This is a genomic window from Paraburkholderia edwinii (genome assembly GCF_019428685.1).
Taxonomy (GTDB): domain Bacteria; phylum Pseudomonadota; class Gammaproteobacteria; order Burkholderiales; family Burkholderiaceae; genus Paraburkholderia; species Paraburkholderia edwinii.
The window spans coordinates 1,063,937-1,087,440 of the sequence record NZ_CP080096.1 but is presented as its reverse complement, the minus strand read 5'-3'; the positions used below and the strand labels follow the sequence as shown (position 1 = coordinate 1,087,440).

Genomic DNA, 23,504 nt, shown 5'->3' with positions numbered 1-23,504 from the left:
TTAGGGCAGCTTTTCTCACTTTTCGTTTGATCGCACCACTGCACCGGATTGCGATGCTCCGGCGGTGTCCGAACCGTACGCGGTGTTCGCACCGTTTTGTCGCGCGACGATAGTCTCCGCGCGCTTCAGATTCTGCGGATAGTGGTTGTCATCGACGGGGTTGTAGCCCGCATCTTCAAGATCAATCAATTCCGCGCGCACCTGTGCGCGCGTAACCGGTGAAGCAGCGTGCGATAGCACCGGAGCGATGAGAGCAACCGCGAAGGCAAGATTGATGAGCGATTTCATGTGAGATTCAGTAGTGATTCATGGGTGCCGCGCCAAGCCAACCCTTGGAAAGCCATTGTACGGGTTTTCACTCATAGTAGTGTTACTTATGAAAGAATTTCGTTCTCGCATGCGGAACGCACATGGAGGCGTTGCAGCGCAGACGATACGTTGGTGTCAATTAGAAATGGTGTCGAATACCCGTTGCGATCATCAACTGGCTGGAGCTTGACGAAGGGTCATTTGCGTTGATAACTGCTGGCGCACCCGACGAAGCCCGTTGGTAGATCGCTTCGACATACGCATCGGTGCGCTTCGATAGCGCATAGCTCGCCTGCAACGCGGCCTCGTTCCAGTGCGCACCTGATCCCTTCGTGTACGAGTACATACCCGCGAGCGACACAGCGGGCGTCAACTGGTAAACACCGTTGACTTCATAGTTGCTGAAACCAACTGATGGACTGGCATCACCAGATTCAATGTTGACCACACCGGAATAGGTCGAACGAGACCAGGCCGCGCCGAAGACAAAATCACCCATAGTTAAACTCGCTCCGACGCCGTAGGTGTTCTGCGTCTGCACGTTGGCATCGAACACATCCGTGTTCAAACCCGGCAGGACAACCGGATCGTAGGCGCCGTCCGCCGTATTGCCGCGGCCATTCGCATGCAGCCACGCCGCCCCCGCACTGAGTGCACCGCCCTGATAGCTCGCGCCAATGCTGTACGCGCGGTTGTTCGCGAATGCCCCGGCGCCGTTCGAGAACGCGTACATGCCACCGAAGCTGAAACCACCGAACGAGGAACTCGCATACTTTATCGAGTTGCGCGCGAGGTAAGTGTTGTTGGCATTGTCGTTATCGAATGGGTGCGCGAATGCCGTTCCCCCTGTGCCACCGGTGAGCGTGTACGGCGCGAAGTCATCGTGAATAAGGTCGTACTGATGGCCGACCGTTAGCGTCCCAAGTGCATCCGACTGAAGCCCTACATAGGCCGGGTGGTCGTTGAAGTCTTCGCCTGACGTAGCTGAGAAGCCGCGCTCAAGACGGAACACTGCTCTTGATCCACCACCAAGTTCTTCGTTCCCTTGCAAGCCCCAGTAGCTACCGTCGATCAATCCAGACGTTGCACGGTATTGCGGATTGCCGTTCACGTTGCTGACGTAAGCGAGCCCTGCGTCAAGTTCACCGTACAACGCTACGTTTTGCGCGCCACAAGTAGTGCTAAGGACGGCAAGCATTGCACCAACGAATGAAGCGAAGATCCATTTACTCATCGCACAAAGGCGCCTTGAGAAGAATCTCTGCAGAAACCGGGCAGCTGCGCTCGGCGTCGTTGAGCAGGGACGTCAGAAAGTGACCCATCGTGTCTCCGTGGAAATAGCGCGGCGCGCGAGAACCGCGAGCCTCATACCTTTTTTGTAAAGCCTCATACCGACGGGCAGCCCTGCACAACCAGCCGGGCGCGCGGGTACGCGCCGCCGCTGGTTCGACACCGAGTGTGCTGAACCTGCCTGGAAGCTCAAAGATACGCTATCGTTCCGTATATAAGAACTATAAACTATATATAGGAACTGAAGAAATGATGCATGGAAGGTCCAGTCATTGTCAAGGCACCGCGTGGGTCAGGGCTTGAAGCACGCGAAGCGCATGCGAGCGTATCTGTGAGAACTCGAGCGCGCTCGAACATCGGCATTAGCGTCCCGATGCAGACATGACGTGTGAGTTGCTGGTTGGCCCGACAAGGACCGAAGTGGCCCGCGCACTCCTATCGACATTGCCATTGAAACGGCGCTTGCAGAGTTGATGGATGTGCTCCAGCCGTGATCCGGTGGATTGTCCGGTGAGAGTGCGCCCACGCCGTACAAGCACCCTCAGCTTTAGCCGGTTATCGCGCAGTGCTCTCGCGCGTCGAATCCATTACACGCCGCATCTCCCCAGCCGACGGAATCGCCGAAAACGTTCCATGCCGCCCGACAGCGATCGCCGCGGCAAGTTGCGCGTATTCAATCGCACGCAAGAACGGCACAGCTTCGCGTCGTGATGTATAGAGCGCAGCCAGCACACCGCAGAACACATCACCCGCGCCCGACGTATCGACGGTCACGACCGACGCGGCCGGCATGCGAACCCGCTCGTTACCGCGCGCGATCAGCACTCCGCGCGCGCCGAGCGTGACGATCACCCAGCGCGGGCCTTGCGCAAGCAGGCGCGACGCGCCGAGCCCGGGATCATCGACACCGGTGATGGCGCAAATCTCTCCCTCGTTCGCGATCACGCCGTCGCACGATGCAAGCGCCGATGCGTCGGGCCAGCACCACGGCGCCGCGTTGACGATAACCGCGGCGCCCGAACCGCGGGCATGGTCGATCACATCACGGGTACTCTCGAGCGACAGATTGCCCTGCATCAGCAGCGTGTCTGCCGCCGTGATATCGGCGATCTGCGCGATGAGCCCCGCCGCATCGAGCGCGCGCGTGCAGCCTGCCGTCGTAATGATCGAGTTTTCGCCGTTGCGCGTGACCGTGAGTACCGAGAGATCGGTCGGCAGCGCGTGTCGCACGAGGCGTAGTGCATGCATGCCCTCCTCGTCGAGACGCGCGGCGATATCCGCGCCGTCGCCGTCGTCGCCAATGCTCGCGTGAAAAACGACTGCGGCGCCCGCGCGATGCGCGGCCACCGCCTGATTCAATCCCTTGCCGCCCGGCGCGCGCTGCATGCTGTCGGCGAGAATCGATTCGCCCGCGTGCGCCGCGCGCTCGACCCTCAAGGTCAGATCGGACACCGCATTGCCGACCACGAACAGCCGGTTTGCCACCTTCATGCGCGCGCCTTTACGGCTTCTTTCATGAACGTCGCGACACGGTCGCGATCGACCGGGTTCCACCACACGCCGTCCCGCTTCAGAAAGCTCGCGACGATCACCGCATCGGCAACGGTGAACAGCTCGCCGACATTCGACGGATTAACACCCGAGCCGATCACCACCGGCAACGACGTGCCTTGCGCAATCGCGCGCAGCTCGTCCATCGTCGCGGAATCGCCGGTGCGCTGACCGGTGACAATCGCCGCATCGGCATCGAAGAATTCGACATCGCGCGCAAGTTCCGCGAGCGACCGATCCGCCGTGATCGCATGCGCGCCATGTTTGACATGCACGTCAGCGAACACCTGAATATCCTGCGCGCGCAACCGGGCGCGATACCGCGTTGCGAGCGCCGCCGGCCCTTCGATAAAGCCCTCGTTTGCGACATACGCATTGGCCCACTGATTAACGCGTACGAAGGTCGCGCCGGCCGCTTTAGCCACCGCGAGCGCCTGCAGCGCGCCATTCGCGAGCACGTTGATGCCGACCGGCAGGCCGACCGCGCGACGCACCGCATCGGCTACGACCGCCATCGATGCGGCAGTCTCGGGGCCGAGATCCTCGGGTTTCGAAAATGGAATGTCGCCATGGTTTTCGACAACGAGGCCATCCAGTCCGAACTGCGCGTAAGCCTTCGCTTCGTTCACCGCAAACTCGACGATCTCGCCGATCGGTTGCCCCTCATAGCGCGGCGCGCCCGGCAGCGGCAGACAATGAATCATGCCGAGCACCGCCTTACGCTTGCCGAACAACGTCTCGATGGCGTTGGGCTTGGTCCTGAAAACCGGTTTGCTTTGAGTATTCATCGCTTCTCACCTGTAGCGTCGAGCGCATCAACCGCCATAAGCCGCGCTGTGGAAATCGATCTCGAGCGCGAGCACCTTGCGAAAGATCGTGCTGCTGCGCTCGAAGTCGAAACGTTGCGCGGACCATCCATCGACCTGCGCCCTAAGCCATTGCACCTGGCCAAGGAAGGTCGGCTCCGCATGCAGCGCGACCCATTCGCGCACAAACGGGTTGCTGGCGGGCGCCCGATTCGCGCGCGTGCACCAGGTGCCGTACATCCATTCGGCCGCGAGCATCGATACGATGACCTCTTCGTAAGTGCCGTTTCGCGCGATATCGAGCATGCCCGAATCGAACGCGCTGACAGCAGCCGGCAACGGCACATCGTGGTACGAAGGCGGCAGATCGAGCGCGGCGATCGTGCGCTCGAAGTACGGCACCTGCTCGGTCGATAGCGCATGCAGCACGCCGATCAGCCAGTGCTTGTGCGCGATCGTATCGGCCTTCACCAGCGCGTAGCCGAAGATCGCCATCGCCGTTTCGACGAAGCGTCCTTCGTACGACAGATACCGAGTGAATGCATCGGCCGGCAGCCTGTCGCGCTCGATGTCGACCACGAAACGATGTTCCTGCATCGCCTGCCACACATCCGTCGCGGATGCGAGCAGGCGTGCCGAATGCGTTTCCTGCGAGTGGGGTGTTGTCATCTGGTTGAACGTCCTATTTCTTTGCCGACTTGTAATTGCCGAACACGCGTGTGTTCAGCCAGATCGCGCCGAGAATGATCGCGCCCGTGATGATCTGCGTGAAAAACGGTGAGATATGCATAAGGATCAGTCCGTTGCCGATCACCGCAATGGTCAGCGAACCGAGAACCGTGCCGATGATCGTCGCGCGTCCGCCCATCAGCGACGTACCGCCAAGCACGACGGCCGCGATCACGTCGAGTTCGAAGCCAACCGCCGCATTCGAGGAACCCGAACCGAGGCGCGAGGCGAGAATCAGGCCTGCGACCGCGGACGCGAGTCCGGTTAGCAGAAACACCGAGGCCTTGATCCGCAGCGTTGGCATACCGGCCCGCCGCGCCGCTTCCGCATTCGAGCCGACTGCGATCACGCGTCTGCCGTAACGCGCGCGATTCAGATAGACATAGCCGGCCGCCGATACCACGACTGCAATCAACGCCGGCACCGGAATATCGAACAGCGTGCCCGTGCCGATAAAATCGAAGCCCGTGCCGGGATCGATAGCGACCGAAAAGCCCTTGGTCGAATACAGCGCGATGCCGCGCAATGTCGTCATGGCCGCGAGCGTCACGATAAACGACGGAATCGCCTGGCTCGCTGAAATCCAGCCCTGCAGCCAGCCGATCGCCCCGCCGAGCAGTAACGTGGCCAGCACCGCGACGGGCCATGGCACGCCATGCTGGATCAGAATCGCCACCAGCGCGTTGCTCAGCGCTGCCATCGAGCCAACCGACAGATCGATGCCGCCCGTTGTGATGACGAACGTCATTGCGATCCCGACCACCAGGATCGGCGCAAGCTGCCGCAGGATGTTCAGCGCATTGCTCGCGGAAAGGAAATTCGCGCTGCCGAGCGAGAAGAACACACAGCAACCCACAAAGAATGCAGCGATCGACAACACCTGTGCATGCGCGGCGAAGTAGTCGCGCGAGCGCGACCCGAGTTCGCGCTCGGTATACGATGTGGTGCTCATCCGTGCCTCCCTCCGACAATCAACTGGACCAGATCCTCAAGGGTGGTTTCTTCGAGACGGCGCTCCGCGATCTTCGTCCCCTCGTACATCACTGCGATCCGGTCGCAGACACGAAACAGGTCCTGCAGCCGATGCGTAATGAGCACGACGGCCACGCCCTGTGCCTTCACCCGGTTGATCAGTTCGAGCACTGCGTCTACCTCGGCGACCGCAAGCGCCGAGGTCGGCTCGTCCATGATCAGCACACGCGGTGCAAATGACGCGGCACGGGCGATCGCAATCGATTGCCGCTGCCCGCCGGACAGTTGTTCAACCGTATTACTCAGATTCGGAATGCGAATCTTGAGCCGCTCGAGCAGCGCGCGCGCTTCAGTCAGCATGCGCTTGCGCTGCAACATGCCACCCTTGCAGATCTCGCGGCCGAGAAACAGGTTGCCCGCCACGTCGACCGTGTCGCACAGACTCAGGTCCTGATAAACCATTTCGATGTGGCGGGCGCGTGCATCGGCCGGACCAGTGAGACGCACCTCCTCGCCTTCCATATAGATCGCGCCGTCATCGGGCAGATAGGTGCCCGCCATCACCTTGGTCAGCGTCGACTTGCCGGCCGCGTTATCGCCGATCAAACCGAGACATTCGCCCGCATACAGATCGAGATCGACGCCGCGCAGCGCCGGAAACGAACCGAAGTTCTTGCGAATGCCCTTCAGCGCGAGCACGGGCACACGCGAAGCCTGCGCGGCAGCGGACTCCCGCGACGGAGTAAGCGGGTTCATCGTTGGGTTAGTCACCGTAGTTGCCATTGGGTTTTCACTACTTGGCCGCGAACTGGCTGCGATAGGCATTCACGTTCGCCTTCGTGACAATCGTGAGCGGCGTCGCCACGACGGCCTGCACCGGTTTGCCCTGATGCGCGCTGCTGAGCACATCGATCGCCGCGCGGCCCATGGCGGACGGGTCCTGCTGCACGACGCCGAGCACCACGCCCCGTTCGATGCCTCGAATCACCTCCGGCGCGAGATCCCAGCCGATCACCTTGACCTTCCCTGCGCGGCCCTGCGCCTGCACCGCCGCGATCGCACCGAGCATGGCCGGCTCGCCGGTCGCATAGATCGCGTCGAGATCGGGGTTGGCGGTCAACAGGTTTTCGGCCGCGGACAAGGCGACGTCCTGCGTATTCTGTCCATCGACGACACCGACGATTTTCACCTTGGGATTGGCCGCAAGCGCATCGACAAAACCCTTCTGGCGCGTGTTCTGGATCACCGAACTCAGGGCGCCGACCACGCCGACCTGCGCGCTGCCATGCAGATTCTTCTGGACGTAGTCGAGAAAATGCGTGGCCATCTGTTTCGCACCGACTACGTTGTCGACACCAACCTGTGCCTTCTGCGGCCCCGGCGGCAGCACCGCGTCGACGCCGACCACCGGAATGCCCGCCGTGCTTGCGTTGCGCAAAGCGCCGCGTACGGCATTCACGTCGATCGCATCGATTGCAATGCCGTTCACCTTCTGCTGGATGTAGTCGTCGATCGCATTCACCTGCGCCGACGATGCATCGTTCGCGTTGAAGACGACGAGCTTCGCGCCGAGCTTCTTCGCTTCCTCTTCGGCGCCGCTGCGCATCTGGTTGAAGAACACGGCCTGCTGGTTAATCAGAATGAGCGCGTAGGTCGGAGGCTCGGCAGCCTGTGCGCGTGCAACGAGGCCAAACGGCAAAGCACAACACAGGATCGCAATACGTAATGTCTTGTTCATGGACTTCTCCAAGGAAGGTTGGACAAGCGGATCGAGCAACTAAAATGGGTTCAAGCAAACGAAGCTGACGACATGGACGACGGCGGCGCCACCGATGCGCGTTTTACGAGTTCCACCGGCAAACGGACTTCCGGCTGTGCGGCGTCACCGTGCGAGGCGGCCAGCACGAGATCGACGGCGCGCGTGCCCATTTCGGCGATCGGCTGCCGGATCGCCGTCAATGGCGGATTGAACAGATGCAGCGGGCCCGCATCGTCGAACACGACGAGCGACAGGCGCTCCGGCACCGCCACGCCGGCGCGGTTCAGTGCATCGAGCAGCCCGAATGCGATCTCGCCACTCGACACGAATACCGCCGTCGGTGGCCGGCCGACGCTCAGCAGCGCACGCGCGGCGTCTTCGCCTTGCGCGGCCGAATACGGTCCATACAGTTCGAACGCGATTTCCGCGCTGGCTGCCGCTGCCGCGTCGCGCAATCCGGCGAAGCGCTCGCGTGTGCTCGCGAGTTCCGACGGCCCACCGATGAACGCGATGCGCCGGTGGCCCTGTTCCGTCAGATGCTCGCCGGCAAGCCATCCGCCGCGACAGTTGTCGCACAGCACTTTCGCGCACTGCACGCCTGGAATGTCTTCGTCGATCAGCACGAGCCCGCGCGTGTCGTTCAGCGCTTGCGCGAGTTCGCTCGTGTGGTGATGCGCGCTCACGAACAGCAGACCGCTCACCTGATTGCGCCGCATGCGCGTCACGTATTGCAGCTCGCGGTTCGCGCTGTTCGAAGTCGCGCTCAGCAACACGCCGAGGCCTTTCGCTTCTGCCGCCTGCTCGACCGCCGCGGCGAGCATCGCAAAGAACGGATTCGCGATGTCGGGAATCACGAGCCCGACCGTGTCCGAGCGGCCGCGTCCAAGACTGCGTGCATGCAGGTTCGGGACATAGCCGAGTTGCCGGATCGCCGCATCGATGCGCTGCGCGGTGTCGGCGGGCAGCACGAGATCCGCGTTCAGGTACCGCGAAACGGTCGTCATCGAGACGCCCGCAGTGCGGGCGACATCCTTCAGACCGGGTACGAAACGGCGTTGCGTCACACATGCCTCATTGAATTTGGCACTCGGATCGCGCCCTCTCCGGTCGCGACCTGCCCTGGTTTGTAAAGCGCTTTACTTCCGTTTGAGCTGATTGAACGTGGCCATATCTCGCGTGTCAAGCACTTCAAAATAAACGGTGTGCTGGTGTTTTCCCGAGGACGGTCATCGGTTGAGCGCTAGAAACCCCGTAAAACAGGCATCGAAATGTCGACCGACGCGATCGCCTGGTTAGCCGTCGCTTTTTTTGTCCGGTTGACATGGGCGCCGACATCGACATACCTTGCGCAGTAAAGCGCTTTACTTCGATGCGTTTCGCGAGGCAAACAAATGACCGAGCCCCAACCCGCGTTGCTCCCGACCGCTGCTTTACCGGTCGGCGTCGACAGCGGCCATGTGATGACCGTGTGTGGCCCCGTGCCTGTCGACCAAATGGGTGTGACGCTAATGCACGAACACATCCTGCTCGACGCATCGAACAAATGGGTACCGCCGTCCTGCTGCGCCGGACGCCACATCGGCGAACAGAAGGTGCACATCGGCATACTCGGCGCGCTGCGCATGAACCCGCTCATGAATCGCGACAATTGCCGGCTCGTCGACGTGGATCTCGCCGTTGACGAACTGATGAAGTTTCGCGAGCGCGGCGGCACAACGGTTGTCGATCCGACCAACATCGGCATCGGCCGCGACCCGGCCGCACTGCAGGAGGTTTCGCGTCGCACGGGCCTGCACATCGTGATGTCGACGGGCTTCTATCTCGAGCCCTCGCACCCCGCCTATGTCCGTGAACGGACCATCGACGAACTGGCCGAACAGTTGATGTTCGACGTCGGCGCGCTTGAGCGCAGACCCGAGGTCATCGCCGGGCTGATTGGCGAAATCGGTGTGTCGGCTGCATTCACCGCGGAAGAAACGAAGTCGCTGCGTGCCGCCGCGCGCGCGAGCGCTGCAACTGGCGTGCCGCTTTCGGTGCATCTGCCGGGCTGGGCCCGGCACGGTCACCGCGTGCTCGACATCGTCGAGGAAGAGGGCGCGCAATTGCGGCACACCGTTTTGTGCCATATGAATCCGAGCCATGCGGACGTCGGGTACCAGCACGCGCTTGCGGAACGCGGCGCATGGCTTGAATACGACATGATCGGTATGGACTACTACTACGCGGACGAAGACGCGCAATCGCCATCAGACGAAGAAAATGCGCGCGCGATTCGCGCACTGATCGATGCCGGCTACCTCGACCGGCTGCTGATGTCGCAGGATGTTTTTCTCAAGATGATGCTGACGCACTACGGTGGGTTCGGCTACGGCTATATCCTCGAGCACTTCGTTCCGAGGCTCAGACGGCACGGTGTAACCGATGAGCAGATCGATACGATGCTCGTCGCAAACCCTGCCCGCGTATTTTCACGCCGCGCCTGCGCGGACAGCGAAGGCGTCGCTCAGTCAAGGATTGAAAAGGATATCGAATGAAAAAGAAGATATTGCTGGCCGGAGAATCGTGGACCTCGACGGCCACGCATGCGAAAGGTTTCGATCAGTTTGCGTCGATCACTCACCACAGCGGTGCAGAGCAGTTTCTCGCGCTGTTCGAACATGGCGATTATGCGGTGACGCATATGCCCAGTCACGATGCGCAGACGCACTTCCCGCAGACACCGGAAGCGCTTCGCGCATGGGATGCGGTGATCCTGTCCGATATCGGCGCGAACACGCTGCTGCTGCACCCGGACACATGGATCAAAAGCCAGCGCACGCCGAACCGGTTGAAGCTGCTGCGCGACTACGTCGCCGCGGGCGGTGGGCTCATGATGATCGGCGGCTATCTGAGCTTTCAGGGCATCAACGGCAGTGCGCGCTTTCGACACACACCGGTCGAAGAAGTCTTGCCCGTGCGCTGTCTACCCTATGACGACCGCGTTGAAGTACCGGAGGGATTCACGCCCGAGACCGTAACGGACCACCCGGTGCTTCAGGGCATCGACGCCCCCTGGCCGCATCTGCTCGGCTACAACGAAGTGGAGCTCAAATCCGACGCAACGCTCATCGCGCGGGTGCCCGGCACAGGACATCCGTTGCTCGCTGCCGGCGAGTTCGGTTCTGGCCGTACGCTGGCCTGGACCAGCGACATGTCCGTCCATTGGCTACCTCCCGAGTTCTCGTCCTGGAACGGTTACGCGCGACTGTGGCGTAACTGCTTTGACTGGCTGACGCACCAATCGCAAGGCCGTGCGCGGTTCGGAGGATAGTTAATACGTGTTGTGGAGTTCCACCGCTTTAAAACCGGCGGAAGGCAGCAGGAGTCGAACCTACCAGAGAGTGTCTGACACCCCCTACTGGATTTGAAGTCCAGCCGCACCACCAGATGCGAATGCCTTCCCTTAACCACTTTCCCTCAACGACGAATTGCAGCTACAACATCTCACTCAACCTGCTATCCACGCGCAACAAATGAACATCTCGCTGAAAGCGGGTATATCCAACACGATCGAAAAACTCCAGCACCTGAATCGCCCGCTTACGCCCAAGCCCCGTCTCATCACGAAACGCCGCGGCTGAAAGCGCACCGCCCTGCTGCGCCGCCAGTTGCGCGACCACGCGCGCAAGCTCGCGCATCGAGTCGCGATGGTAAAAAAGATCACGCACGACCTGGTACACGTCGCCTTGTCGCGCAAGCTTGCGCAGCAACGCGCGCACGTCGTCTTCATGTCGATGCACGGTCGCTGCCAGCTCACGCACCCAAGGCGGATCGAAGCGGCCTTCCGCCATCAAAGGCAACAGCATCTGTTTAAGCGCTTCTTCCTGCTTATCGAGCGATACTGAATGCTCAGGCAGGTGTAGCCAGGGCCCGCTCTTAGACACAAGGCCTTCGGAAACAAGCGCTTCGATCAAGGCGCGCCACAACGTGTCGGTGAGCAAAGGCGCAGCAATGCGGCGCAAACGCGCGGAATCCGGCCCCTGCTCATCGGGAAAACGTGCGTGAAACTGCTGCAATGCGCCTATGACGTGTTCGCGCAGTCCATTCCAATGGCGCCGCAGCAAAACGAAACCGTCATCAGCGGCTTTGCCATGTAGCGCGATATCGATCACGTCATGCGGAAACTGCAGCGCGTGATGCGACACCCCTGTCAAACATACAAGCGTGGAGCGCTGCATCCCATGTGGCGCATGGTCGAGTAGCGGCTCGATGCGTCCATCGTCGAGCCAGGTCTGTAACGCATCGAGCCACGCGCGCCGTTCCGCGGTCCTGCGTTTGCGCGCCGGTCCGAATGGATCGAGCACACGTCCACCGCCGACCGTGCGCGTCGCTTGCGCGTTGCGCACAATAAAACGATCGCCGGGCAGCGCGCAAAGCGGCGTATCGAACACGAGTTGCGCACGCGCCTTGTCTCCAGCCGCCAACGTATCGCCATCGAGCAAAGCGACGTGAGCAACCTGATGCGTCGTGCCGAGATGAACATGCAATGGCGCCCAGTGTTCTAACGTAAGGCCTGCATCTTCGAGCAGCGTCAATTCGACATCGAGCCGCTCCGAAGGCCTTGCTAGCCGCGCATCGATAATCCAGTCGCCGCGCGCAATCGCATCCTTGTCAACACCGGCAAGGTTGAGCGCGCAACGTTGTCCCGCATGTCCGCCTTCCGCCGCGTGATTTTGCGCGTGGATGCTGCGCACGCGAACCGGTTCAAGCGCCGGTGCAAGCATCAGCGTTTCGCCCGCCGTCACGCGACCCGCGAAGACCGTTCCGGTCACAATCGTTCCGTGGCCCGCGAGCGTAAACACACGGTCGATTGCCAGACGAAATAGCGCATCGTCGCGACCCTTATGCAGGACAAGGTCGGCAGCAGCCTCGCGAAGATAGGCATTAAGCTCGCCAACACCCGCATCGCCGTCCACCGTCGCATTGGTGCAGAAAATTCGCACACCGGCAAACACCGTCGACGCAAGCCACGCCCCGATCTCCTCGCGCACCTGCGCAAGCCGCGCCGCATCGACGCGATCGACCTTCGTCAACGCAACGGCGCCCCGTGTGACCCCAAGCAATTCCAGAATCGCCAGATGCTCGCGTGTTTGCGGCATCACGCCGTCGTCCGCGGCGATCACCAGCAACGCGAAGTCGATGCCGCATGCGCCCGCGGCCATCGTGTGCACGAGCTTTTCATGGCCCGGCACGTCGATCACGCCGAGCACTTCGCCGTTTGCGAGCGGCGTATAGGCATACCCGAGTTCGATCGAAATGCCACGCGCCTTTTCTTCCTTCAGGCGATCGGTATCGACGCCCGTCAACGCGCGCACAAGCGTCGTCTTACCGTGATCGATATGACCCGCGGTGCCGACGATCATAGGTGCAGCTCCGCGCATTGCGCGATAAACGCCGCTTCATCCGCCGCTTCGAGGCAACGTAGATCGAGCTGCAAGGTATCGTCGGCGATGCGGCCAAGCACGGGGCGCGGCAAGTCGCGCAGCGCCTGTTCCAACTGCACGAGCGCGCGTCCACCGCGTTTCGCACCGGCAACGCGTACCGCGAGCCCATAGCTCGGCAACTGGTCGACCGGCAATGCACCGCTGCCGATCTGGCTGAACATCGGTTCGACAGTCAACGCATAACGCTCGCCGAGCGCGAGCTGAAAGGCAGGCTGCATGCGCAGCGCAGCCGCATGCATATCGGCAGCGGGCCGCGTCAGAAGACGCAAGGTCGTCAGCCTCTGCGCAAGCAATTCCGGCGCGCGATACAACCGCAGCACGGGCTCGAGCGCCGCGAGCGTGAGTTTGCCGACACGCAGTGCGCGCTTTAACGGATGCTTCCTGATCTTGCGAATCAACGCTTCGCGCCCAACGATCAAGCCCGCCTGTGGGCCGCCGAGCAGCTTGTCGCCGCTGAACGTGACAAGATCAGCACCCGCGTCAATCGTGCCGCGCACAGTCGGCTCGGCAGGCAAGCCCCATTGCGCGAGATCCACCAGCGTGCCGCTGCCGAGATCGAACGCAACCGGCAATGCATGACGATGGGCGATCTGCGCCAGTTCGCCGATATCGACGCTTTTCGTAAAGCCGCTGATCGCATAGTTGCTGCAATGCACTTTCATCAGCAATGCAGTGCGTGGGTTGATCGCCTCTTCGTAATCCTTCGCATGGGTGCGGTTTGTCGTGCCGACCTCGCGCAATCGGACGCCGGCGCGCGTCATGATGTCGGGAATCCGGAACGCGCCGCCTATTTCAACGAGTTCGCCGCGCGAGACGATCACTTCCTTCTTCGATGCCAACGCCGACAAGGTCAATAAAACCGCAGCCGCGTTGTTATTGACGACGGTTGCCGCTTCAGCCCCCGTCAATTCGCAGATCAGGTCGTCGACCAGATCGTCGCGATCGCCGCGCGCGCCGGTGGCGAGATCGAATTCGAGGTTGGTGGGCCGCGTGAGCGCATCGACGACCGCGCGCACCGCTTCGTCGGGCAGCAATGCGCGACCAAGATTCGTATGCAGGACCGTGCCGGTCAGATTGAACACGGCACGCATGCGGCTGCGCGCGCGTGCTTCGAGAGAATGGCTCGCGTGATCGATGATGCGTGCTTCGACAGTCGCATCGGCACCATCCGATTCGCTTGCGTCCGCGCAATTCGATGCCTCCACGCCCGCAAGCATCTCCCCGCGCAATACATCGAGCGCGGCACGCACCGCATCGACAACCTGGCTGCGCCCATATGCGTCGCTCAACGCCTGCGCCGCTTGCCGCGACATCACACGCTCGACCGCCGGCAACCGCGCCAGTCGCGCACGCTGCTCACTTGTCGCCGCATCGCTCACGCGTGCCTCCGCTTAACGGTCCGACGTTACCTCAGGCCATAGCAGCGGATTCGGCGCGCTGCGCTGATAGCCCGCTTCATTCATCAACAGATCGAGCGTGAGGCTCGCAAGATCGTCCGCAAGCGGCTCGATATCGACGTCCTTTTCCATGTAGCCGATCTTCCGGTATGTATGGCATTCGTCGCACGATTCGGCCTTCAATGCCTCGCTGCCGCCTTCGACGCCGTGGTACGCAATGCCCTTCGTCGAATCGCAATTCGAGCACTTCACGCGAACCATATGCGCTTCCGTGCCGCACAGTCCGCATTGCAGATAGCGATAACCCTGGTACGGGCCGCCGATGCGTACGACGCTCGCGACCGGTTGCGCGCCGCAGACCGGGCACCCGCCCGGCGTGTCGAGATAAGGAATATCGCGCACATCGAAGCGGCTCGCGAGATCGGTCCATATAACCTGTAGCGCCGCCATGATGAATGGCGCGGTCGCCGGATCGACTTCGTTGAAACGCTGCGCGAGGATTGCATCCGCTTGCGCATCGAGCTGCCCGGCGCCCGCCAGACGCAGACCGTCGAGCACCTTGCCGAGCGCCGGCGACACCGGCCCCGCAGCCTCGATGCGATCGAGCACACGCTGCAACACGTCGCGCCATGCGGGCTCGCGCTGCGTCATCAGCGTGGACATCAACGCCGGCACGAGCGGCATCGAATGTTGCTGTGCCTGTGCAATGGCGTCGGCATCCGGCATCGCCGCTTCGAACTTCGCAAGCACCTGCTGCTGCGCATCGGCAAGCGACGCCATCAGCCGCAGATAGCCGCCGATCGGATTGCCGTTGGCCAGCGTGCGCAAGCGCGCCGCGCGAGTGGAGAAGAAAGAAGCCCGTTCGGGCAGACGGATGCGAGGAATGGCCGACGGATCGAGAGACTCGATCTGCCCCGGCTCGAGTATGCGCTGCACCAATTGCGTGGCTCCGGTTAGGCGGAAAGTGATCGGGTGAGCGGGTGATCGCTGATCGCACACGCCAGCGCATGTGCGTGACTCCCGATTCTGGCGTCGGTTTCGCCGATCAGCAAGCACGCAAAACCCGCAACCCGCGCAAATCGCCAACCTGCGTGCATGCGCGCACGCTATTTGATGCTTTCGCGGAACCAGCGCGGATGATGTTTCCTTGCCCAACCGAGCGTGACCGTGCCGCGCACCATCGCGCTGACCGAGCCCTTGACCCATAGCGCCGCATAGATATGCACGATGATGCCGACGATCAGCACGAACGCCGCGACCGCGTGCACGAGCGCCGCCGCCCTGACCAGCCCGATCGGGAAGTAAAACGAAAAGTACGCACGCCAGATCACGATGCCGCTCAACAACAGCAATACCAGGCACACAACCATCACGAAGAACAGCAGCTTCTGCCCGGCGTTGTAGCGCCCGATTTCGGGCAGTTTTTCCTCGCGATTGGCGAGCACATCGTCAATTTGACGCATCCATTGCCAGTCGTTGTCGTCGAGATAGTTGTGGCGCCAGAAACGCACGGCAAGAATCAGGAACGACACGAACATCACGAGCCCGACGAACGGATGCAGAATGCGGGTCCACTGACCGCCGCCGAACAGCGCGGATAGCCAGAACATCGCCGGATGAAACATCGCGAGACCGGATAGCGCGAGCAGTACGAACGTGATCGCGGTAATCCAGTGATTCGTGCGCTCGTTTGCCGTATAGCGCACGATCAGGTGCGGATCGTGTTCTTTCATTTGGTCGGCTCCTCGGTTTTGCCTTCCGGCCTGTCGACGGTTTGCGAACCGCGCTGCTCGCGGATCCTGCGCGCTTCGTCGCGTGCCGCGAGTTCGTCGTCTTCCGTTACTTCGTTCGGACCGACACGCGTGTAGTGGAAGAAGCCCGCGAGCGCGGTGAGCACGATGCCCGCCAGCGCGAGCGGTTTGGCGATGCCCTTCCAGACGCGCACCATCGGGCTGATCGTCGGGTTATCGGGCAAGCCGTGATACAGCGACGGCTGGTCCGCGTGGTGCAGCACATACATCACATGGGTGCCGCTCACGCCGGCCGGGTCGTATAAACCCGCATGCTCGAAGCCGCGCTCTTTCAGGTCGACGATGCGCTCTTCCGCATGCGCGATCATGTCGACCTTCGTGCCGAACACGATTGCGCCAGTTGGACACGTCTTCACGCAGGCCGGCTCCTGCCCGACCGCGACGCGGTCCGAACACAACGTGCACTTGTAGACGCGATGGTCGGCCTTCGAAAGCCGCGGAATATTGAACGGACACCCCGCGATGCAATAGCCGCAGCCGATGCAGTTTTCCTCGTGGAAATCGACGATGCCATTCGTGTATTGCACGATCGCACCCGGCGACGGGCACGCTTTCAGGCACCCCGGATCTTCGCAATGCATGCAGCCGTCCTTGCGGATCAGCCATTCGAGGTTGCCGTTCGGGTTCTCGTATTCGGCAAAGCGCATTACCGTCCATGAATGTTCGGTGAGGTCGTGCGGATTGTCATAAACGCCCGTATTGACGCCGATTTCATCGCGCAGGTCGTTCCACTCCATGCACGCGGTCTGGCACGCCTTGCAGCCGATGCATTTGGTGACGTCGATCAGCTTCGCGACGCTGCCGGTCGCCGGCTCGCGTACCGAGGCCGGCTGCACCGTGGTAGCCGACTGGCGTCTGATATCGAGTGATTGCAGTGCCATGGCGCCCCCTATGCCTTCTCGACTTTCACGAGGAACGACTTGAACTCCGGTGTCTGCGTATTGGCGTCGCCGACGAATGGCGTCAGCGTGTTTGTCAGATAGCCGGGTTTGGTGAGGCCTTTGAACCCCCAGTGCAGCGGAATGCCAACGGTCTGAATCTTCTTGCCGTCGACCATCAACGGCTTGATCCGCTTCGTCACCACCGCCACCGCGACGATATAGCCGCGGTTGCTCGATACCCTCACGCGATCGCCCGCCACCACGCCGACTTCTTTGGCGAGGTCTTCGCCGATCTCGACGAATTGCTGCGGCTGAATGATCGCGTTGAGGCGCGCGTGCTTGGTCCAGAAGTGGAAATGCTCCGTGATGCGATAGGTCGTCGCAACATGGGGGAATGCATCGACCTTGCCGAATGCCGCGCGATCGTCGGGGAATACCCGCGCACCGGGGTTATTTGTCGCGAGCGGATTCTGCGGATGGAACGGGTTATAGCCGAGCGGCGTTTCAAACGGTTCGTAGTGCTCGGGGAACGGCCCTTCGTTCATCGCATCGCGCGCGAAGAAACGCGCGACGCCCTCTGGATTGTTGATGAACGGGCCCATGCCGGCATCCGGAATTTCGTCGACCTTGAAGTCGGGAATATCGACGCCGGTCCATGCCTTGCCGTTCCACGAAATAAGTCTGCGCGAAGGATCGAATGGCTTGCCGTTCAGGTCGCATGAAGCGCGGTTGTACAGCACGCGCCGGTTCGCGGGCCACGCCCATGCCCAGCCGAGCGTCTGGCCGATGCCGGTCGGATCCGCATTGTCGCGCCGGCCCATCTGGTTGCCGGCTTGCGTCCAGGACCCGCAGAAAATCCAGCAGCCGCTTGCCGTGGATCCGTCGTCGCGCAACAGCGCGTAAGTGGGCAGTTGGTCTCCCGCTTTCGCAAGCACTTTCGCCGGATCCTTCGGGTCCGTCACGTCCGCAAGCGCCTTGCCGTTGAACTCCATCGCCATCTCTTCCGGCGTCGGGCTGTCGGGGTGCGCGTAGGGCCAGCTGAGTTTGAGCAGCGGATCGGGATACTTGCCGCCATCCTTCTGATACGCGGCCCGCATCCGCACAAAAATGCCCGACATGATCTCGAGGTCGCTCCTCGCTTCGCCCGGCGGCTGCACACCTTGCCAGTGCCATTGCAGCACGCGCGACGAACTGACGAGCGACCCGCGTTCCTCGGCAAAACATGTAGTGGGCAGCCGGAACACTTCCGTCTGGATTTGCGACGAATCGACATTGTTGTATTCGCCGTAGTTCTTCCAGAACTCGGACGTTTCGGTGGCGAGCGGATCCATGATCACAAGCCACTTGAGCTTCGAGAACGCCGCGGTCATCTTTGCCTTGTTCGGCGCCGACGCCAGCGGATTGAAGCCCTGCGCGAGATAGCCGTTCACCTTGCCTTGCGCCATCAGCTCGTAGATTTGCAACATGTCGTACGGCTTGTCGAGCTTCGGGAGATAGTCGTAGCCCCAGTTGTTGTCCGCGCTCGCCGCATCGCCGTACCACGACTTCATCATGCTGACGAAGAACGCACGATAGTTTTTCCAGTAGCTAAGCTGATTGGGCCGCAACGGTTGCGACGCGCGCTTCTTGATATACCCCTCGAAATCCTGCTCGCCCTCGTTCGGCAACGTCATGTAACCGGTCAGCAGGTTCGACATCAGGCCGAGATCGGTCAAACCCTGGATATTCGAGTGACCGCGCAACGCGTTCATCCCGCCGCCCGCGATACCGATGTTGCCGAGCAGCAATTGCACCATCGCGCCGCAGCGGATCATCTGCGAGCCGATCGAGTGCTGCGTCCAGCCGAGCGCATAGAGAATCGTGCCGGCACGGTTCGGCGCCGCGGTAGTCGCGAGCATTTCGCAGACCTTGAGGAACTTGTCCTTTGGCGTGCCGCACACCTTCTCGACCATTTCGGGCGTATAGCGCGAGTAGTGCTGTTTCATCAGGTTGTACACGCAACGAGGGTTCTGCAGCGTCTCGTCGGTTTTCACGAAACCGTCGTCGCCGAGCTCGTAGTCCCACGAAGCCTTATCCGCGTATTTGTGGCTTTGCGCGTCGTAACCGGAATAAATGCCGTCGTTGAACGCGAAGTCTTCGCGGACGAGGAACGTGAAGTCCGTATAGTTCTTCACGTATTCGTGCTGGATCTTGTCGTTCGTCAGCAGGTAGTTGATCATGCCGCCGAGAAACGCGATGTCGGTGCCGGTGCGAATCGGCGCGTAAAAATCCGCGACCGAAGCGGTGCGGTTGAAACGCGGATCGACGACGATCAGCTTCGCGTGCCGATGCGCCTTCGCCTCGGTGACCCATTTGAAACCGCACGGGTGCGCCTCGGCCGAATCGCCGCCCATCACCAGAATCACGTCCGCATTCTTGATGTCGACCCAATGGTTCGTCATCGCACCGCGGCCAAACGTCGGGGCAAGACCTGCCACCGTCGGGCCGTGTCAGACACGTGCCTGGTTGTCGAACGCGAGCATCCCCGTCGCGCGGATCACCTTATGCGTCAGATAACCGACTTCGTTGCTGCTCGCGGACGCGGCGAGCATGCCGGTGGTCAACCAGCGGTTGACCTTTTTTCCGTCCGCCGTGGTCTCGATGAAGTTCGCGTCGCGATCCTCCTTCATCAGCTTCGCGATGCGGTCGAGCGCATCGTTCCACGAAATCGGCTGCCAGTCCTTGCCGCCGGGCGGCCGGTATTCGGGCACGAGAAGCCGGCTCTCGCTATGAATGAAATCGATCAGGCTCGCCCCCTTCGGGCACAGCGTGCCGCGATTGACCGGGTGATCGGGGTCGCCTTCGATATGGATGATGCTCGCGGTCGCGTTCTTCGCGCCGTCGCCGAGGCCGTACATCAGAATGCCGCAGCCGACTGAGCAATAAGGGCACGTGTTGCGGGTTTCGGTGGTGCGAGACAGTTTGTACTGCCGCACTTCGGCAAGCGCAACGTCGGGCGAATAGCCGAGCAAAGCCAGGCTCGACCCCGCCAGTGTGGTTGCACTGACCTTCAGGAACTGACGCCGGGACATCTGTAGCATGGAAGCCCTCGCGTTCGGGTGTGGGGTATCCAAAAAGTATAAGTCGTTTATTTCGACGTGTTTGCCCCTCGTTTTGCCCTTGTTTTGCGCTCCGCGTTCGCTTCCGCAGGTTTGGCACCTTCAAACATGCGGGAAAACGCGGTTAAGCTGGCAAACGTCGAACCCGTGTCGATCGCGTGTCGACCGCGTCGATCCGTGTTCGAGCCCGCACCGCAGCAACAGGCATACGGATTGCACCGCTACCGTCGCGGCGCGCCTGGCGCCGCCGGTCTCATGAGTCGCCGAGCAGTTCCCGTGTCACCCCCGGACAGGAAGAATCGCCATGGAACTCGAATCTCTTTCCGCGCAAAAGTTCGAAAAGGCCGCCCGGAAGCAGGCATCGTGGGCAGTCGGCGCGCTGCGGCAGTTCATCGAAAACCGCTGTCCGGCGCTGGCCGCAGGCATCGCGTTCTATGCAGCGTTTTCGCTCGCGCCGACGCTGGTGATGGTGATTGCGGTCGCCGGCTGGTTTCTCGGCGGCGAAGCCGCGCGCGGCGAGCTCTATCGCCAGGTGCACACCGTGCTCGGCAACGACGCTGCGGCCGCAATCTCGACGATCGTGCAGAACGCGCACCGCAGCGGAGGCGCGGGCGGCGCGGCTGCGATCATTTCGTTCGTCTTGCTTGCGATAGGTGCATCCGCAACATTTTCGTCGCTGAACAGCGCGCTCAATATCGTGTGGCCGGCAACCGGTCCGCGCGCATCGAGCGTCTTGGCGCTCGTGCGGGTGCGGCTGATTTCGTTCAGCCTCGTGCTCGGCGTCGCCTTCCTGCTGATCGTGTCGCTCGTGCTCGATGCGGGCATCACGTTCGTCGGCAACTGGCTGTGGGGCGATTCGCCGTATGTCGTGATCGGCAATCTGCTGCAACTGGGCGTGGGGCTGCTTGTGCTGTCGCTCGCCTTCGCGGGACTGTTGAAGTTTCTGCCCGACGCGCCTGTGCGCTGGCGCGATTCGCTGGTCGGCGGCTTTGTCGCGGCCGTGCTGTTCTCAGCAGGCAAGAAGCTGTTCGCGCTCTATCTCGCGCATGCGGGCACGGCCAATTCGTTCGGCGCGGCCGGTTCGCTCGCGGTGCTGCTGATGTGGTTGTACTTCTCGGCGCTCGTGCTGCTGCTCGGCGCGGAATTCGCCGCGGCGCGCGGCCGGATGCACGACCCGCGCGGCGCATGGGCGTTTTTGCACGGCACGCCGCCGGGCAGCCGCGCGATGATTGCGTCGGTGCTCGCCGCACCGACGGCCGGCGTCGATCCGGCGCGGCACGCCAGGCCGATGCGCGGTAAATCGCTGGATCCGGCGCAGGCGGCCGCCGGGACGGCGAGCGCAGCGCAAGCACCGGTCGTGACGCCGGCTGGGATCGTGGGTGGCAGCGCCAGAACCGCCGCCGGCACTGCCGCCGTGAACAATGAGGCTGCCGCGGCCGCAGCGGAGATATCAGCCGGAGCCGCAGCCGCGGCCACTACCGCCAGCGGTATAAAACAGGATCCGGGCGCGCTCGACAAGGCCGTCGACATGTGCCGCTCGGTCATACACGCCGAAACCCGTGCGACGCATGCGGCGGCCGTCACGCTCGTCCAGGCGGGACGCACCGCCGCGGTCGCCGACCGCTATGTGCGGCGTCACCCGTGGAGTTCGGTGCTCGTCGCAGCGGGCACGGCGATCATCGTCACCACCATGGCCGGCCGCAACGGCGGCAGCCGCTGAACCCTCTCTACCGCGCCGTCGCACCATATTTCCGCACGACTGTCCACCCGCTCAAATTGAAAGCGAACAGTTAGCATGCTTACTCCCTGCCCGGCGCAGCGATTTACCTTAGACAACTACATTACAAAAAACTTTCACAAAACAGCCACTTATGCAATTCTCAGGCGATATCTCACACCAAAACAACAATAATGCGAGATAGACGATAAAACATTGTCCATATTGCAATAATCACGTTTAGGCTTGTGAAACAAGGGTTTCGCCTACCTGTCACATTTTCGATACACCTTTATTTTTTTCGTTTCTTGTGCATGGACCCCCTGCGTTATTCTCCGTTTCGCAACAACTAAACAATCATCTGCGTGGAGATTTGGATGAAACGAATCGCACTGTCTACCCTCTCGTTGGCTCTGCTAGGTGCTGCCAGCGCGGCGCACGCCCAGAGCAGCGTGACCTTGTACGGCGTCATCGACGATGCGTTCCAGTGGGTCCACAACTCGAACCCGGCGAATGACAACCTCTATCACCTGCAGTCCGGCAACATCCAAGGTAATCGTTGGGGTTTGAAAGGTACTGAAGACCTCGGCGGCGGCCTGAAGGCGATCTTCCAGCTGGAAAGCGGCTTCGATCCGAACAACGGTAAATCGTCGCAAGGCGGCCGTCTGTTTGGCCGTCAAGCGTACGTCGGTCTGACGCAAGACAAGTACGGCACGCTGACGATGGGCCGCCAGTACGACCCGCTCGTCGACATGATCCAGCCGATCACGGCCGACAACTTCTGGGGCAGCATGTTCGCCACGCCGGGTGACGTCGATAACAACGACAACAGCTCGCGTACGAACAACTCGTTCAAGTACGTCTCGCCGGTGTGGGGCGGCTTCCAGTTCGAAGGCATGTACGCATTCGGCGGCGTGGCCGGCACGACCGGTTCCGGCCAGTCGTGGGGCGGTGCCGCAACGTACGGCACGGGCCCGTTCAACGTGGCCGCGGGCTACTTCCGCATGGACAACGCCAACGGCTTCGCCGCTCGCGGCGGCGCACTGCCGACTGCAGCGAACCCGCTTGGCACGGCACCGGGCTGGAGCACGGGTGCGACGTCGGACGCAACCTTCGACGGCTCGACGATCAACAGCGCGTACGCATCGGCGAAGTCGATCAGCATCACGTCGGCGGCTGCCCAGTACGTGTTCGGTCCGTTCACCTTCAACGGCCGTTACAGCTTCGCGCAGTACAAGCCGGACGCTTTCTCGGCGTTCAGCAACCAGGAAAAGTTCAACGTCGTAGGTGCTTACGCCGGCTACCAGCTGTCGCCGGCCCTGCTGCTGGGCCTCGGCTATACGTGGACGCACGGCTCGGGCGATACGTCGTCGAACTACCACCAGGTTTCTGCCGGCGCCGACTACTCGCTGTCGAAGCGTACCGACATCTACCTGATGGGCGCGTACCAGCATGCGAGCGGCACGCAGCGCATCAACTCGACGACGACCGGCGACGCAGTGGCCTCGATCGGTTCGTACGGCTTCCAGGCTGGCAAGGACACGCAGGAAATGATCAGCCTCGGTATCCGTCACAAGTTCTAAAAGCAACAACAAAACTCCGCAGCGTGAAGCTCTACGCTGCAGTTCGAAGCCAGCCGAAGGCGCAAGCCGAGGCTGGCTTTTTTCTTTGATGAGTCGCGGAGGTTTGGCGAGGCGTGCC

19 protein-coding genes and 1 tRNA gene are annotated in these 23,504 nt (G+C 61.7%); 4 read left to right on the top strand and 16 right to left on the bottom strand.

The genetic code is table 11. The annotated features are described in order from the left end of the window. Positions 1-15 precede the first annotated feature (15 nt). From KZJ38_RS26605 to KZJ38_RS26565, 9 genes are all read right to left on the bottom strand, one after another. Positions 16-288 (bottom strand): DUF4148 domain-containing protein, encoded by a 273-nt coding sequence (locus KZJ38_RS26605; protein WP_219802892.1) that lies wholly within the window; start codon positions 286-288, stop codon positions 16-18. A gap of 160 nt (positions 289-448) precedes the next feature. After that, positions 449-1,507 carry a porin gene (locus KZJ38_RS26600; protein ID WP_246642156.1) on the bottom strand — a complete coding sequence of 353 codons (1,059 nt, stop codon included), beginning with the start codon at positions 1,505-1,507 and terminating at the stop codon, positions 449-451. A 647-nt stretch (positions 1,508-2,154) separates the two neighbouring features. After that, the gene (locus KZJ38_RS26595) at positions 2,155-3,090 is read right to left on the bottom strand and encodes a ribokinase (RefSeq protein WP_219802889.1); all 936 of its coding nucleotides are present in this window, start codon (positions 3,088-3,090) and stop codon (positions 2,155-2,157) included. Beyond that, complete coding sequence (locus KZJ38_RS26590; RefSeq protein WP_219802887.1) at positions 3,087-3,938, bottom strand: BtpA/SgcQ family protein; 852 nt, start codon at positions 3,936-3,938, stop codon at positions 3,087-3,089. The genes KZJ38_RS26595 and KZJ38_RS26590 overlap by 4 nt, the downstream gene beginning before the upstream one ends. Before the next feature lie 27 nt (positions 3,939-3,965). Then, positions 3,966-4,625, bottom strand: coding sequence for a TenA family protein (locus KZJ38_RS26585; protein ID WP_219802885.1), 660 nt, complete (start codon positions 4,623-4,625; stop codon positions 3,966-3,968). 13 nt (positions 4,626-4,638) lie between these two features. Then, complete coding sequence (locus KZJ38_RS26580) at positions 4,639-5,637, bottom strand: ABC transporter permease (protein WP_219802883.1); 999 nt, start codon at positions 5,635-5,637, stop codon at positions 4,639-4,641. Beyond that, positions 5,634-6,413 (bottom strand): ATP-binding cassette domain-containing protein, encoded by a 780-nt coding sequence (locus KZJ38_RS26575; RefSeq protein WP_219802881.1) that lies wholly within the window; start codon positions 6,411-6,413, stop codon positions 5,634-5,636. The genes KZJ38_RS26580 and KZJ38_RS26575 overlap by 4 nt, the downstream gene beginning before the upstream one ends. A 37-nt stretch (positions 6,414-6,450) precedes the next feature. After that, positions 6,451-7,395 carry an ABC transporter substrate-binding protein gene (locus KZJ38_RS26570; RefSeq protein WP_219802880.1) on the bottom strand — a complete coding sequence of 315 codons (945 nt, stop codon included), beginning with the start codon at positions 7,393-7,395 and terminating at the stop codon, positions 6,451-6,453. Positions 7,396-7,445: 50 nt separating this feature from the next. Continuing rightward, positions 7,446-8,480, bottom strand: coding sequence for a LacI family DNA-binding transcriptional regulator (locus tag KZJ38_RS26565; RefSeq protein ID WP_219802878.1), 1,035 nt, complete (start codon positions 8,478-8,480; stop codon positions 7,446-7,448). 327 nt (positions 8,481-8,807) lie between these two features. Here KZJ38_RS26565 and KZJ38_RS26560 point away from each other — a divergent pair, with 327 nt between their 5' ends. Beyond that, entirely contained in the window at positions 8,808-9,950 is a 1,143-nt protein-coding gene (locus KZJ38_RS26560; RefSeq protein WP_219802876.1) for a phosphotriesterase family protein, read from the top strand. Further along, on the top strand, positions 9,947-10,726 hold the full coding sequence (locus KZJ38_RS26555) for a glutamine amidotransferase (RefSeq protein ID WP_219802874.1): 780 nt from the start codon (positions 9,947-9,949) through the stop codon (positions 10,724-10,726). Before KZJ38_RS26560 ends, KZJ38_RS26555 begins: the two co-directional genes overlap by 4 nt. 38 nt (positions 10,727-10,764) lie before the next feature. On the opposite strand, the gene KZJ38_RS26550 is transcribed toward KZJ38_RS26555, so the two are convergent. From KZJ38_RS26550 to fdnG, 7 genes are all read right to left on the bottom strand, one after another. After that, positions 10,765-10,857 (bottom strand) — tRNA-Sec (locus KZJ38_RS26550). A gap of 32 nt (positions 10,858-10,889) precedes the next feature. Further along, positions 10,890-12,818, bottom strand: coding sequence for a selenocysteine-specific translation elongation factor (selB, locus tag KZJ38_RS26545; RefSeq protein WP_219802873.1), 1,929 nt, complete (start codon positions 12,816-12,818; stop codon positions 10,890-10,892). Continuing rightward, entirely contained in the window at positions 12,815-14,278 is a 1,464-nt protein-coding gene (gene selA / locus KZJ38_RS26540) for an L-seryl-tRNA(Sec) selenium transferase (RefSeq protein ID WP_219802871.1), read from the bottom strand. The genes selB and selA overlap by 4 nt, the downstream gene beginning before the upstream one ends. A gap of 12 nt (positions 14,279-14,290) precedes the next feature. Beyond that, positions 14,291-15,235: a formate dehydrogenase accessory protein FdhE gene (gene fdhE, locus KZJ38_RS26535; RefSeq protein ID WP_219802869.1), complete on the bottom strand. Its 945-nt coding sequence runs from the start codon at positions 15,233-15,235 to the stop codon at positions 14,291-14,293. Positions 15,236-15,402: 167 nt separating this feature from the next. Then, positions 15,403-16,029 (bottom strand): formate dehydrogenase subunit gamma, encoded by a 627-nt coding sequence (locus tag KZJ38_RS26530; protein ID WP_219802867.1) that lies wholly within the window; start codon positions 16,027-16,029, stop codon positions 15,403-15,405. Continuing rightward, positions 16,026-16,988, bottom strand: coding sequence for a formate dehydrogenase subunit beta (gene fdxH, locus KZJ38_RS26525; RefSeq protein WP_219802866.1), 963 nt, complete (start codon positions 16,986-16,988; stop codon positions 16,026-16,028). The genes KZJ38_RS26530 and fdxH overlap by 4 nt, the downstream gene beginning before the upstream one ends. 8 nt (positions 16,989-16,996) lie before the next feature. Further along, positions 16,997-20,068: a formate dehydrogenase-N subunit alpha gene (fdnG, locus tag KZJ38_RS26520; RefSeq protein ID WP_219802864.1), complete on the bottom strand. Its 3,072-nt coding sequence runs from the start codon at positions 20,066-20,068 to the stop codon at positions 16,997-16,999. A gap of 322 nt (positions 20,069-20,390) precedes the next feature. Between fdnG and KZJ38_RS26515 the strand changes: the two genes are divergently transcribed. Together KZJ38_RS26515 and KZJ38_RS26510 are read left to right on the top strand one after the other, a co-directional pair. Further along, positions 20,391-21,806, top strand: a complete 1,416-nt coding sequence (locus KZJ38_RS26515; RefSeq protein WP_219802862.1) for a YihY/virulence factor BrkB family protein — start codon at positions 20,391-20,393, stop codon at positions 21,804-21,806. A 374-nt stretch (positions 21,807-22,180) separates the two neighbouring features. After that, positions 22,181-23,386: a porin gene (locus tag KZJ38_RS26510; protein WP_219802861.1), complete on the top strand. Its 1,206-nt coding sequence runs from the start codon at positions 22,181-22,183 to the stop codon at positions 23,384-23,386. Positions 23,387-23,504: the final 118 nt, after the last annotated feature.

Excerpts from the sequence above, each read along its gene's own strand:
- KZJ38_RS26570 (WP_219802880.1), bottom strand. The coding sequence starts at position 7,395 with ATGAACAAGACATTACGTATTGCGATCCTGTGTTGTGCTTTGCCGTTT.
- KZJ38_RS26530 (WP_219802867.1), bottom strand. The coding sequence starts at position 16,029 with ATGAAAGAACACGATCCGCACCTGATCGTGCGCTATACGGCAAACGAG.
- fdxH (WP_219802866.1), bottom strand. The coding sequence starts at position 16,988 with ATGGCACTGCAATCACTCGATATCAGACGCCAGTCGGCTACCACGGTG.
- KZJ38_RS26580 (WP_219802883.1), bottom strand. The coding sequence starts at position 5,637 with ATGAGCACCACATCGTATACCGAGCGCGAACTCGGGTCGCGCTCGCGC.
- KZJ38_RS26595 (WP_219802889.1), bottom strand. The coding sequence starts at position 3,090 with ATGAAGGTGGCAAACCGGCTGTTCGTGGTCGGCAATGCGGTGTCCGAT.
- KZJ38_RS26555 (WP_219802874.1), top strand. The coding sequence starts at position 9,947 with ATGAAAAAGAAGATATTGCTGGCCGGAGAATCGTGGACCTCGACGGCC.
- KZJ38_RS26510 (WP_219802861.1), top strand. The coding sequence starts at position 22,181 with ATGAAACGAATCGCACTGTCTACCCTCTCGTTGGCTCTGCTAGGTGCT.
- KZJ38_RS26600 (WP_246642156.1), bottom strand. The coding sequence starts at position 1,507 with ATGCTTGCCGTCCTTAGCACTACTTGTGGCGCGCAAAACGTAGCGTTG.
- KZJ38_RS26585 (WP_219802885.1), bottom strand. The coding sequence starts at position 4,625 with ATGACAACACCCCACTCGCAGGAAACGCATTCGGCACGCCTGCTCGCA.
- KZJ38_RS26590 (WP_219802887.1), bottom strand. The coding sequence starts at position 3,938 with ATGAATACTCAAAGCAAACCGGTTTTCAGGACCAAGCCCAACGCCATC.
- selB (WP_219802873.1), bottom strand. The coding sequence starts at position 12,818 with ATGATCGTCGGCACCGCGGGTCATATCGATCACGGTAAGACGACGCTT.
- KZJ38_RS26575 (WP_219802881.1), bottom strand. The coding sequence starts at position 6,413 with ATGAACCCGCTTACTCCGTCGCGGGAGTCCGCTGCCGCGCAGGCTTCG.
- KZJ38_RS26515 (WP_219802862.1), top strand. The coding sequence starts at position 20,391 with ATGGAACTCGAATCTCTTTCCGCGCAAAAGTTCGAAAAGGCCGCCCGG.
- KZJ38_RS26560 (WP_219802876.1), top strand. The coding sequence starts at position 8,808 with ATGACCGAGCCCCAACCCGCGTTGCTCCCGACCGCTGCTTTACCGGTC.
- KZJ38_RS26605 (WP_219802892.1), bottom strand. The coding sequence starts at position 288 with ATGAAATCGCTCATCAATCTTGCCTTCGCGGTTGCTCTCATCGCTCCG.